Consider the following 11,644-nt stretch of genomic DNA (forward strand, 5'->3'; position numbering starts at 1 on the left):
AACCGTATGACAACCCCAGCTCTGCCCGCCCTCGCGGTGGATGGCCTCGGTCTGCAGATTGGCGGTGCGCGCATCCTCCAGGATGTGAGCTTCGCCGTCGGCGCCGGCGAAATGATCGGCGTCATCGGCCCCAACGGGGCCGGCAAGACCACCTTGTTCAACCTGATCTCCGGCGTGATGCGGCCCACCGCGGGCAGCATCACCCTGAACGGCAGGGAGATCACGGCCGCGCCCATCCACCGCCGGGCGAAGGCAGGGCTGGGACGGACCTTCCAGACCTCCAACTTGTTTCCCCGGCTCAGCGTGCTGGAGAACGTCCGGCTCGCCGCCCAGGCGAAACTGGGCGGCAGCTTCAGCGTTCTGCGCTTTCCGTCTGCCTCGGACGAAGCCACCCGGACCGCACGGGGCACCATCGCGGAAGTAGGCCTCACCGGTAAACTCACGACGGCCGCGGGGGACCTCTCGCATGGCGAGAAGCGCAAGGTGGAGATCGCCGTGCTGCTGGCCACCGACCCCGCCATTGTCCTGCTCGACGAGCCGATGGCCGGGGTGGCGTCGGGGGACGTCCCGTCCCTCACCGCGATCATCCGGGGAATGCACCGGGACCGCGGCTGCACCGTGATGATGGTCGAGCACCACATGGACGTCGTGCTGGGCCTGGTGGACAGGGTGGCCGTGATGCACCACGGCAGCCTGCTGGCCCTGGACAGCCCGGCCGCCGTTATGGCCGATCCCACCGTGCAAAGCGCCTACCTCGGAGAACCCGTATGAGCACCGCAGCCGAACGCCGCGCCACCGAAGCCCCGCCCATCCTGCGGGTCGAGGGCCTCAACGCCAGGATAGCCGGGCAGCAGGTGGTGGAGGATGTGTCCTTCACCGTCCCCGCGACCGGAATCACCGCACTGCTTGGCCGCAACGGCGTCGGGAAGACCAGCACCATCAAGGCCATCATCGGCCTGATTGACCGCGCGGGCATTGTCGAACTGGCCGGCGAACGGATCGAGAAGGAAGCCACCTTCAAGATCATCCAGCGCGGTGTTGGTTACGTCCCGGAGGACCGTGAGGTCTTTTCCGGGCTGACTGTCGCGGAGAACCTCCGGCTTGCCGAACGCGATGCCGCCCCGCGCAGGCAGCTCGTTGAGGAGCTTTTCCCGGACCTGCTGGCGCGCTCCGGGCAGATGGCCGGAACGCTGTCCGGCGGCCAGCAGCAGATGGTCTCGCTGGCCCGGGCCCTGTTGAACACCAACAAGGTCCTGCTGGTCGACGAGCCCACCAAGGGCCTCGCGCCCAAGATCGTCGGTGAGGTGGCGGAAACCCTGGCCGAAGCGGCCAAAACCGTCCCCATTCTGCTGGTCGAGCAGAACCTGCACGTCGTCCGCCAGCTTGCGGAGGGCGCCGTCGTACTCTCCGGCGGGCGCGTGGTCCACACCGGCCGTGCCCTCGATTTCCTCGATGACGCCGGCCTGATCCAACGGCATTTGGGTGTCTCCAGCGACACCGCTTCCCACGGAGAGCCCGCCGCGGAACCAGCCCAGGAAGGCGCCGCCCTGTGAGCACCCTCGTCCTGCTGCTGTTCACCGGCCTCGGCCTGGGTGCACTGTACTTCCTCGTGGCCGCCGGGCTGTCCCTGATCTACGGGCTGATGGGGGTGCTGAACTTCGCGCACGGCGCCTTCCTGACCCTGGGTGCTTTCACCGGCTGGGAGATGGCCCGCCGCGCCGGCTCCGACAACTGGGGAGTCTTCCTGCTGTCACTCGTCATCGGGGCCGCTGCCGGCGCCGCCTTTGCCGCGTTCACGGAGTTCGTCCTGATCCGCCGGCTCTACCAGCGCCACATCGAACAGGTGCTCGTCACGCTGGGCCTTTCCCTCGCCGCCGTCGCGCTGTTCGACGGTACGTGGGGAACCGACCCGGTGTACATCCAGGGCCCGGCGTGGTTCAAGGACACTACCGATATCCTCGGTGCCCGGGTTCCCAACGACCGCTTCGTCTGCATCATCGCCGCCCTGCTGGTGCTGCTGGCGCTGGTGTTCTTCCTCAAGAAGACCCGCTACGGCATGATCATCCGCGCCGGCGTGGAAAACCGGTCCATGGTCACCGCCCTCGGCATCGACGTCCGCAAGGCCTTCACCCTCGTCTTCACCATCGGCGGGGCGGCGGCCGGCCTCGGGGGCGTTCTCGCCTCGCACTACTTCGGCTACGTCTCACCGATGCTCGGCGGCTCGCTGCTGATCTTCGCCTTCATCGTCACGGTGATCGGCGGGCTCGGCTCGCTGACCGGAGCGGCCATCGCCGCCGTCGCCGTCGCCGTCCTGCAGCAGTTCGCGAACTTCTACCTCGGCGGCACCGGCGATTTCGTCGTCGTGCTTGCGCTGGCGCTCGTGCTGCTGTTTCGTCCCACCGGCCTGCTTGGGAGAACCGCATGAGCACCGAAACCGACACCTCAAGCACCGACGGCACCAACACCGAGCAGCCGGCGGCCGACGGCGGCGCAGCCCGCCGGAGCCGGAAAGCCGGCGTAGGGGGAGGACCCGGCGCCGCTCCCGACGGAGCGCGCCCCGGCCCGGCAGCCCGAAGGCTCGCGGCGTGGGCCGCAGGCGCAGCCGGTGTGCTGCTTCTGGTCCTGCTTCCGCTGCTGAACATCTCGCTGCCGGGCGTGCTGCCTGGCCCCAGCTACACCCCGGGATCCCTGCAGCTGCTGGCCATGTCCATGCTGATGGCGGCCGCGGCCCTGACCTACCACCTGCTCCTCGGTGTTGCCGGGCTGCTGTCCTTCGGGCATGCGCTCTACTTCGGCGCCGGCGTCTACGGGCTCGCGATCATTCTGCAGAACTATGACATCCCGTTGCTGCCGGCGATGGGCCTGACCCTGCTGATCGTGGTCGTGCTGGCCCACGTGGTGGGCAGCATCAGCCTGCGCGTCAGCGGCATCCCCTTCGCCATGGTCACGCTCGCGTTCGCCCAGGCCGGGTCGGTGATCGTGGGCCGTAACCCCGACGGCAGGACCGGCGGCGACGAGGGTATGACGCTGCGCACCGACAACCTGCCCGATTTCCTGGTCGGCGTGGTCAACACCCGCAACCTGTACTGGCTGGCACTGGCCGTGCTGGTGGCCGTCTTCGTCATCGTCACCTGGGTGCAGTCCTCCCGGGCCGGGCATGCCGCGGCGGCCGTGCGCGAAAACGAACTGCGGGTCCGGGTCCTGGGCCTGCAGCCCTACCTCGTCAAGCTGCTGATTTTCGTTCTCTCCGCGATTCTGGTTTCCGTGATTGGCATGGTTTTCCTGCTGTTGCAGAGCGGAGCCGTGCCGCGGGCCATCTCCTCGGATCTCACTATCATGCTGCTGGTGATGGTGGTCCTGGGCGGGGTGGGCTCGCGCTGGGGCGCTGTGGTCGGCGGTGTGTTTTACACCATCCTCGACCAGCGGCTGACGACACTCGCCAACTCCGAGGCCGTGAAGTCCCTGCCGGACATCCTGCGGGTACCGTTGTCAGAACCGTTGTTCATCCTCGGCACGCTCTTCATCCTGGTGGTGCTCTTCCTGCCCGGCGGCCTCGCCGGGACCGCCGAGCGGCTGGCGCAGCGCCGCCGGGGCGCCCGTGCCGGCAGCGGCGGTACCGAGACTCCCCAAAACATCCTGGAGGACGCCGCATGAGCAACCCGACCGGTCCCAACCGCGCCGATGGCCTGCACACCCTGGGCCGCTGGACCACTGACCGCAGCCTGTCCACCCCGCACCGGGTCGCCATCGACGACCGCGGCTGCACCCTGCTCTACAGCGAACTGGAACGCCGCGCCTCCGCCCTGGCCGACGGGTTCCGTGCCGCGGGCTACGGGACCGGGGACCGGATCGCCAGCCTGACCGGCAACAGCTCGGACCACGTGGTGGCGTTCTTCGCCTGCGCCAAGGCCGGGCTGGTCCTGGTGCCGCTGTCCTGGCGGCTCTCGCCCAAGGAGCTCGCGGCCCAGCTGGAGCTCGCCGAGCCGCAGCTGCTGCTGGTGGAAGGCGACCTCGACGCCCTCGCCGCCGCGGCGTGCGCCCTGCTGCCGCACCGGCCGCGGACCGCTGCCCTGGGCCCCGGCGGCGTCGAAAAGTCGGTACCGCCGCCCTCACGCGTGCGCCCGGCGGCGCCCACCGACGCCGGCACACCCCGCCGCGAAGTGCGCGACGACGATGCCCTGCTGATGATTTTCACCTCGGGCACCGAGGGCGCCGGCAAAGCCGCCGTCCTGACCCACGCCAACTGCTTCTGGAACAACCTCTCGCTCTCGCGGACCCTGGACATGGGCAGCAACGACGTGGTGCTGGCCGTGCTGCCCCAGTTCCACGTGGGCGGCTGGAACATCCAGCCGCTGCTGGCCTGGTGGGTGGGGGCCACCGTGGTCCTGGAGCGCGGGTTCGATCCGGGCCGCGTCCTGCAGCTCATCGCCGAGCGCGGCGTGACCATGCTGATGGGCGTCCCCACCCAGTACCTGATGCTGGCCGAACACCCCGATTTTGCCCACGCCGAACTCGGCAGCCTGCGCCACGCCGTGGTCGGCGGGGCGCCGATGCCGGCGCCCCTGCTGCGGATCTGGCACCGCCGGGGAGTCGCGCTGAGCCAGGGGTACGGCCTGACCGAGGCCTCACCGAACGTGCTGTGCCTGCCGAACGAGGACGCCGAACGGATGGTGGGCTATTCCGGCAAGCCCTACCCGCACGTCGCCGTCGCGGTGGCGGACCCCGTCACCGGTGAAATCCTCGACGGCGCCGCCAGCGGCGAACTGCTGGTCGGCGGCCCGGGCGTGTTTGCCGGCTACTTCCGCGACCCGGCAGCCACGGCGGCCGTCCTCGCCGGCGGCTGGCTGCGCACCGGCGACCTCGTGGAGCGCGACGCCGAGGGGTACATCAAGGTGGTGGACCGGCTCAAGGACATTTACATCTCCGGCGGCGAGAACGTGGCACCGGCCGAGGTCGAGGCCGCGCTGCTGGCCCATCCGGCGGTGGCGCAGGCCGCCGTCGTCGGGGTGGAGGACGCTCGCTGGGGCGAAAGCGGACTGGCGTTCGTGGTGGTTCGTCCCGGCATGGCCACCGACGAACAGGAGCTGCTGGAGCACTGCGCCTCCCAGCTGGCCCGCTTCAAGGTCCCGGCCCGGGTCGAATTGGTCGCGGCGCTGCCCCGCACGGCACTGAACAAGGTGCTTCGCGCCAAGCTGCGCCAGGAACTGGCCGCGCGGCCGGCCCCGGCCAGCGCTCCCGCGGCAGGGGGCCGGGCATGAGCGCCGCACCGCGCACCGCCCGGGGAACACGCACCCGGGCCAAGCTGCTCGAGGCCGCGGAGTCGGTCTTCGCCTCGGTGGGCTACCACGAGGCCTCGATCGTCAAGATCACGGAGGCGGCCGGCGTCGGCCTCGGCACGTTCTACCTGTACTTCGACGGCAAACAGGCCATCTTCGACGAAGTGGTCGAGGACCTGAACCGGCGGGTCCGGCACGCCATGACCGACGCGGCCAAAAGCGCAGGAACCCGGCTCGAGGCGGAACGGGCCGGCTTCCGGGCCTTCTTCCGCTTCACCGCGCAGCACCCCGCCCTGTACCGGATCATTCGGCAGGCCGAGTTCGTCTCGCCCGGCGCCCTGCGGCTGCACTACACCCGGGTCGTCAACGGCTACATCGAAGGCCTGAAAGCGGCCCAGCTCAGCGGCGAGGTCCGGGAGATGGACCCCACCGTGGCCGCCTGGGCCCTGATGGGCATCGGCGAGCTGATCGGCATGCGCTGGGTCCTCTGGGACGAGGAAGGCGCCGAACCCGCCGCGGGAGCCCGGCCCGACGTGCCCGAAGAAGTCTTTGAGGAAATGATGCAGTTCATCGAACGGGCGCTTGCGCCCGCCCCCGGTTCCACCCCGGCAACCACCGCGAACCCCACCCCGCCCCAGGAAGGGACATCCCCATGACCCAGACAGCCAGCAAGGACACGTACCACACCGCCGAAGTGGAGGTTCGCGGCGGCACGCTGCACACCGCGATCTGGGGTCCGGACGACCCCGGCGCCCCGACCATCCTGGCCGTCCACGGGGTCACCGCCTCGCACAAGGCCTGGCCGTACCTGGCCGAGGCGCTGCCGGATGTCCGGATCATCGCCCCGGACCTGCGCGGACGCGGCCGCAGCAATGACTTGCCCGCCCCGTACGGGATGCCCTCGCATGCGGAGGACCTCGCCGCCGTACTGGCGGAGCTGGCCCCGGGGCCCGTCGTCGTGGTGGGACACTCCATGGGCGGCTTCGCCTCACTCGTCCTGGCGAACCTGTTCCCGGAGCGCGTCCGGTCGCTGGTGCTGGTGGACGGCGGACTGCCGCTCCAGGTCCCGGAGGGAATCTCCGACGAGCAGCTCATCTCCTCGGTGCTCGGCCCGGCCGCCGAGCGGCTCAACGCCACCTTCCCCAGCCGTGAGGTGTACCGCTCCTTCTGGCGGCAGCATCCGGCGTTCAGCGCTGACTGGGGACCGCTCGTGGAGGCCTACGTGGACTATGACCTGACCGGCGAGGAGCCTGAATTGCGGCCCGCCACGCGGTACCAGGCCATGGCCGAGGACACCGCCGAGCTGCACCGCGGTGCCTCGCTGCTGAAGGCGCTGGCGGAGCTCGCCGTGGACACCGTGGTCCTCCGGGCGCCGCGCGGGCTGCTCAACGAGCCGTCCGCCCTCTACGCGCCCGGCTACCTGGACGACTGGGCCGCGAAACTCCCGTCCCTGCGGGTCCGTGAGGTGCCGGACGTGAACCACTACACGATCGTGATGGGCGAGGCCGGTGCCGGCGCCGTGGCCGACAGTGTCCGGGAGGCCCTGGCAGGCAGTTGAGGGAGGGCCGCCGCGGGAAACCCCCCGCGTCGCAGGCGCCGGGCGGCACGGCGCCTCAGCCGGCGGACTCGAGGATCCGGGTTGTTGGAGCGCCCTGGAGGGCGGGGGCCGCGGAGGGCGAATTCCAGACTCGTTCCTGCAGCTTTGCCAGCAGGGCTTCCGCCTGGGCCCGCTGCCCGAAATCGAGCTCCACCACTACGTATTGCGGATCGTCCACCGGTCGGCTGATGCGGTGCGCGGTAACCCCCGACTCCGCACGGTTGACGGAGTCACGGTCGAACGCTGTCTTCCACAGGTCGAAATCCCTGATCCTGTGCTCAATTTGCAAGGTGTACATCACGAGCCCTCCTTACGTCTCTTCTGTGGCTGCGGGATGTTTTCACGGTAGGCGCGGCGGGGCGGCCCGCGGTATCCCAGATATCTGGGAGGGCGGCCGCGCCCGCGCCGGGGTCCGGAGCGCCCCTGAGCCGGTCGGTTCAGAAGGCAAGGCCCAAGGTACATACTGATGTCATGACCACCAGCTGGGCGCTGAGCCGGAGTCTGGAACGCATCGGGAACCTCTGCCGCGACGTGCTGGATGACCATGAGCTGCGCCGGGGATTACTGGCTGAACTCGGAAGGATGGTGCCATTCAGCGCCTATGCCTGGCCGTTGTCAGACCCGGAATCGGCAACCGGTATCTCGCCGATGGCCAGGATTCCCTGTCCGGAGGAGCTGCCTGAACTGATCCGGCTTAAGTACCTGACGGCGGACGCCCGCTGGACCTCCCTGATGGGTCAACGCCGGCCGGCGACGACCCTGCTGGTGGCCACCGGCGGGCAGCCGGCGCGCAGCCGGCTCTGGAACGGGCTGCTGAGCCGCTACGGCGTGACGGACGTGCTGTCCGTGGTCTTCGCCGATAAACACGGGTGCTGGGGCTGGCTCGACTTGTGGCGCGGCGGGGACGAGGGCACGTTTTCGGAGCCGGAGACCGATTTCCTGGCCACGGCGGCCCCGCTGGTGGCAGCCGGGCTGCGGCGGAGCCGGGCGGCACAATGGCGGCAGGGTGTCGGTGCCGCGGCCCGGGCGGGCGTCGGCAAGTCCTTGCCGCCGCAGGCCGTGCTGGTCCTGGACGAGCGGCTCGCCGTGACGGGCCAGACGGCGACGGCCGCGGACTGGCTGGGGCTGCTGCAGCGCGGGCCCCGGCCCTACGAGGGGATCCCTGCCGAGGTCTTGAATGTCGCCGCCCAGCTCCTGGCGGAGGAAGCCGGGGTGGACGCCCACCCGGCGATGTCCCGCGTGCCGGTGGGGCGCGGCGGCTGGGCTCTTTTGCGCTCCACCCGGATGGACCCCGGGACGGGGGCAACGACTTCGCTCGCGGTGACCATCCAGGACTGCCCGGCGGCGGACCGGCTGGAAGCGTTCGCGCGCTGCTTTGCGCTGACGCCGCAGCAGCACCGGCTGCTGGGGCTCGCCGCCGGCGGCCTCAGCACCTCGGAGCTGGCAGCTGCCCTGCAGATCCGCCCCTACACCGTGCAGGACTTGTTCAAGGCTCTCTTCGTGACCTGCGGTGTACGGAGCCGGGGCGCGCTGCTGGGCCTGGCCCTTGGAGCCGCGGCCGTGCCGCCTCCCGCCGCGGCAGCGTCTGACGGACAGTGAGGACCAGCCGGGCAGCCTAGCCGCCGGCGAACGGCGGCAGCACGTCGACGACGTCGTCCGGACCCAGCACCGGCGACGAGTTCCGCACCGCCACCTCGTTGAGCAGGAAGCTGGAGCGGGACAGGATGCGGGCCAGCGGCGGGGTGCCGGCCGGCGGCTCGGGGCGTTCGACGGCGAGAATCGCCTCCAGCAGCTCGGCGAGCCTGGCGCCGTCGGGCAGCTCGAACTTTTCCTCGTCCATACCGGCGGCAGCGCGCGCGGCAGCGAAGTAACGTACGTTCACGGGTGGTTCAGCCTCCGATGGCGCTCATGCTGCGGTCCGGCTGGACGAAGTCCGGGGCGTCCAGTCCGACGTGGTCCATGCCGTGCGCCTTGGGCTTGAGCCACATGGCGTCCTGCCAGCGCTCGGCGAGTTGTTCGTCGCTGGCGCCGCCGCGCAGCAGCCCCAGCAGGTCGGTCTCCTCGTGGGAGAACAGGCAGCTCATGATCTTGCCTTCCGCGGTGATCCGGGTCCGGCGGCAGTCCGCGCAGAACGGTTCGGTGACCGAGGCGATGATCCCCACCGTGCCCAGCACGGGGCCGGTAGCCTGGTCCGTGCCAGGCACCCGGGCGCGGACCTCGAAACGCTCGGCCGGGGCGCCGTCACGTTCCCGCGGATCGGCGCTGAGCACGTAGTCGACGGAGAGCAGGCCCCGGATCTCCGCGGCCGTGATCATGTTCCGGCGGGTCCAGCCATGGTCGGCGTCGAGCGGCATCTGTTCAATGAAGCGCAATTCGTAGCCGCGGTCCAGGGCCCAGGCCAGCAGCGAGGGGGACTCGGCGTCGTTGATGCCGCGCATCAGCACCGCGTTCAGCTTCACGGGCCCCAGCCCGGCGGCCCAGGCGGCGTCCACGCCGGCGAGGACGCGGTCCAGGAACGGGCGCCGGGTTAGCTTGGTGAAGGTTTCCTCGTGCAGCGAATCGAGCGAGACGTTGATCCGGGTGAGGCCGGCGGCCTTCAGGCCGGCCGCCTTCTTGTCCAGGCCGACGGCGTTGGTCGTCATCGAGATCGGCAGGTCCGGGTGGGCCTGGCGGAGGGCGGAGATGATGTCCAGCAGGTCGGCCCGCACCAGCGGTTCGCCACCGGTGAGCCGGAGCTCACGCACGCCCAGCTGTTCGACGCCGATCCGGACGATCCGTACGATTTCCTCCGCGGACATGACGGCCTGCTTGGCCAGCCACTCGAGGCCTTCGGCAGGCATGCAGTAGGTGCATCGCAGGTTGCACTTGTCGGTCAGGGAGAGCCGCATGTCGGTGGCCCGGCGGCCGTAGCGGTCCACCAATCCGGCAGGCATTCCGGCCGGGCGTCCGGCCGGCTGCGGCGCCGGGACGCCCGCGCCGGGGCCGCTTTCCGCGCGGGGCTGGGGCATGCCAAGCTGAACACTCATAATGTCAGGCTACGCCACTGCGGCCCGGGCATCACGCCCCGGCAAGAACGAACTGGCGCCAACGAACTTATGCTGGAGGCGTGAACACGTCTCCGGCCGCTCCGGCAGCGGCTACCGGCGGACCACCGCTGCCCGTTCCGCGGCGCCCGGTGCGGTGGGCTGCCGCGGCCGGCGTGGTGGCGGTGGGTGCCGGCGTCGCCGTCGGCGAACTGGCTGCCGGGCTGCTGAGTCCTTCGGTCTCGCCGGTGACGGCCGTCGGCGGCGCGGTGATCGACGCCGTCCCTCCGGGCGTCAAAGACTGGGCGATTTCGCTTTTCGGCACGGCGGACAAACTGGCCCTGCTCGGCGGGATGGCGCTGGTGATCGCGGCGCTGGCCGCACTGTCCGGAGTGCTCGAATGGCGCCGCCGCTTCGCCGGACTGGCCGTGATCGCCGTCTTCGGGCTGGTGGGAGTCGCGGCCGTGCTGACCCGGGCCGAGGCGGGTATCACCGCCGTCCCAGGGCCGCTGCTGGCCGCCGCCTTGGGCATGGTGCTGCTGCGCTGGCTGGTCCGCCGGCTCACCGAGTGGTCCGACGCCGGCCAGGCACCCGCCGGCCAGCCGGCCGCCGCGCCGGCACCCGCCGGCCAGGCACCCGCGGACAGGGACCCCGAGGGCCAACCCGCGCCCCGCCCCGCCCGCCGCGCCTTCCTGCAGGCCCTGGCGGTGACCACGGTCATCGCCGCCGCCGGCGGGGTCCTTGCGTCCATCCTGCGCGGCGCCGCCGCGGCCGTTACCGGGCTGCGCAACAAGCTCGCGTTGCCCGTGCCGGCCTCGCGCGCCCCGGCGATACCCGCCGGGGCCGAGCTGTCCCTGGCGGGCCTGGACCCCCTGGTCACCCCGAACAAGGACTTCTACCGGATCGACACCGCCCTGCGTGTCCCGCTGGTGGATCCCCGCGAATGGCGGCTCAAGGTCACCGGCCTGGTGGACCGCGAGCTCGAACTCGACTTCGACGCCCTGCTGGCCAAGCCCCTCACCGAGCGGTACATCACCATCGCCTGCGTCTCCAACGAGGTGGGCGGCGACCTGATCGGCAACGCCCGCTGGCTCGGCTGGCCGGTCCGCGAACTGCTGGCCCAGGCCGGCCCGCAACCGGGAGCGGACATGGTGCTCTCGCGCAGCGCCGACGGTTGGACCGCAGGGACACCGCTGGAGGTGCTCACGGACACCCGCGACGCCCTGCTGGCGGTGGGCATGAACGGGGAGCCGCTGCCGCTCGAGCATGGTTTTCCCGTCCGGCTCGTTGTGCCAGGGCTTTACGGCTACGTCTCGGCGACCAAATGGGTCACCGAACTGAAGGTCACCCGGTTCGCCGCCGACGTCGCCTACTGGACACCGCGGGGCTGGAGCGAGCGCGGACCGATCAAGACGTCGTCGCGGATCGACGTGCCGCGTGCCGGCCGGAGCGTGAACGCGTGGCCGGTGGCCTTCGGCGGCGTGGCCTGGGCCCAGCACCGCGGCATCGGCACGGTGGAAGTGCGCGTGAACCGCGGCGACTGGAAACAGGCCGAGCTGGCACCGGCGATCTCCACGGACACCTGGCGGCAATGGAGGATCACCCTGCCGCTGGACCCGGGACAGCACGAGGTGCAGGTCCGGGCTACCGATCTTGCCGGAGTCCCGCAAGTGGAGGACCGCGCCCCGGCGGCGCCCAGCGGGGCCACCGGCTACCACACGGTTACAGTGGACGTGAAGTCCTAGCCC

Annotated in this window: 12 protein-coding genes; 9 read left to right on the forward strand and 3 right to left on the reverse strand. The window is 70.7% G+C overall.

What is annotated here, in order from left to right:
• Positions 1-6: 6 nt before the first annotated feature.
• From AC1MBE_RS15640 to AC1MBE_RS15670, 7 genes are read left to right on the forward strand one after another with little or no spacing between them, the layout of a single operon-like run.
• Positions 7-771, forward strand: a complete 765-nt coding sequence (locus AC1MBE_RS15640) for an ABC transporter ATP-binding protein (protein WP_479779490.1) — start codon at positions 7-9, stop codon at positions 769-771.
• Entirely contained in the window at positions 768-1,553 is a 786-nt protein-coding gene (locus tag AC1MBE_RS15645; protein ID WP_479779492.1) for an ABC transporter ATP-binding protein, read from the forward strand. The genes AC1MBE_RS15640 and AC1MBE_RS15645 overlap by 4 nt, the downstream gene beginning before the upstream one ends.
• On the forward strand, positions 1,550-2,425 hold the full coding sequence (locus AC1MBE_RS15650; protein ID WP_479779493.1) for a branched-chain amino acid ABC transporter permease: 876 nt from the start codon (positions 1,550-1,552) through the stop codon (positions 2,423-2,425). Before AC1MBE_RS15645 ends, AC1MBE_RS15650 begins: the two co-directional genes overlap by 4 nt.
• On the forward strand, positions 2,422-3,654 hold the full coding sequence (locus AC1MBE_RS15655; protein ID WP_479779495.1) for a branched-chain amino acid ABC transporter permease: 1,233 nt from the start codon (positions 2,422-2,424) through the stop codon (positions 3,652-3,654). The genes AC1MBE_RS15650 and AC1MBE_RS15655 overlap by 4 nt, the downstream gene beginning before the upstream one ends.
• On the forward strand, positions 3,651-5,258 hold the full coding sequence (locus AC1MBE_RS15660) for a class I adenylate-forming enzyme family protein (protein ID WP_479779496.1): 1,608 nt from the start codon (positions 3,651-3,653) through the stop codon (positions 5,256-5,258). Before AC1MBE_RS15655 ends, AC1MBE_RS15660 begins: the two co-directional genes overlap by 4 nt.
• A complete protein-coding gene (locus AC1MBE_RS15665; protein ID WP_479779498.1) occupies positions 5,255-5,932 on the forward strand; it encodes a TetR/AcrR family transcriptional regulator in 678 nt (225 codons plus the stop codon). The genes AC1MBE_RS15660 and AC1MBE_RS15665 overlap by 4 nt, the downstream gene beginning before the upstream one ends.
• Entirely contained in the window at positions 5,929-6,834 is a 906-nt protein-coding gene (locus AC1MBE_RS15670; RefSeq protein ID WP_479779500.1) for an alpha/beta hydrolase, read from the forward strand. Before AC1MBE_RS15665 ends, AC1MBE_RS15670 begins: the two co-directional genes overlap by 4 nt.
• Positions 6,835-6,889: 55 nt before the next feature.
• Here AC1MBE_RS15670 and AC1MBE_RS15675 read toward each other — a convergent pair whose 3' ends face one another.
• Entirely contained in the window at positions 6,890-7,171 is a 282-nt protein-coding gene (locus tag AC1MBE_RS15675; RefSeq protein WP_479779502.1) for a hypothetical protein, read from the reverse strand.
• A gap of 173 nt (positions 7,172-7,344) precedes the next feature.
• On the opposite strand from AC1MBE_RS15675, the gene AC1MBE_RS15680 reads away from it, so the two are divergent.
• Complete coding sequence (locus AC1MBE_RS15680; protein ID WP_479779504.1) at positions 7,345-8,472, forward strand: helix-turn-helix transcriptional regulator; 1,128 nt, start codon at positions 7,345-7,347, stop codon at positions 8,470-8,472.
• Positions 8,473-8,488: 16 nt separating this feature from the next.
• On the opposite strand, the gene AC1MBE_RS15685 is transcribed toward AC1MBE_RS15680, so the two are convergent.
• Both AC1MBE_RS15685 and moaA read right to left on the reverse strand, forming a co-directional pair.
• On the reverse strand, positions 8,489-8,755 hold the full coding sequence (locus tag AC1MBE_RS15685; protein ID WP_479779506.1) for a MoaD/ThiS family protein: 267 nt from the start codon (positions 8,753-8,755) through the stop codon (positions 8,489-8,491).
• A 7-nt stretch (positions 8,756-8,762) separates the two neighbouring features.
• On the reverse strand, positions 8,763-9,899 hold the full coding sequence (moaA, locus tag AC1MBE_RS15690; protein WP_479779508.1) for a GTP 3',8-cyclase MoaA: 1,137 nt from the start codon (positions 9,897-9,899) through the stop codon (positions 8,763-8,765).
• Between the two features lie 149 nt (positions 9,900-10,048).
• Between moaA and AC1MBE_RS15695 the strand changes: the two genes are divergently transcribed.
• Complete coding sequence (locus AC1MBE_RS15695) at positions 10,049-11,641, forward strand: molybdopterin-dependent oxidoreductase (protein WP_479782654.1); 1,593 nt, start codon at positions 10,049-10,051, stop codon at positions 11,639-11,641.
• Positions 11,642-11,644 lie beyond the last annotated feature (3 nt).

This window comes from Arthrobacter sp. BG5, assembly GCF_056680155.1.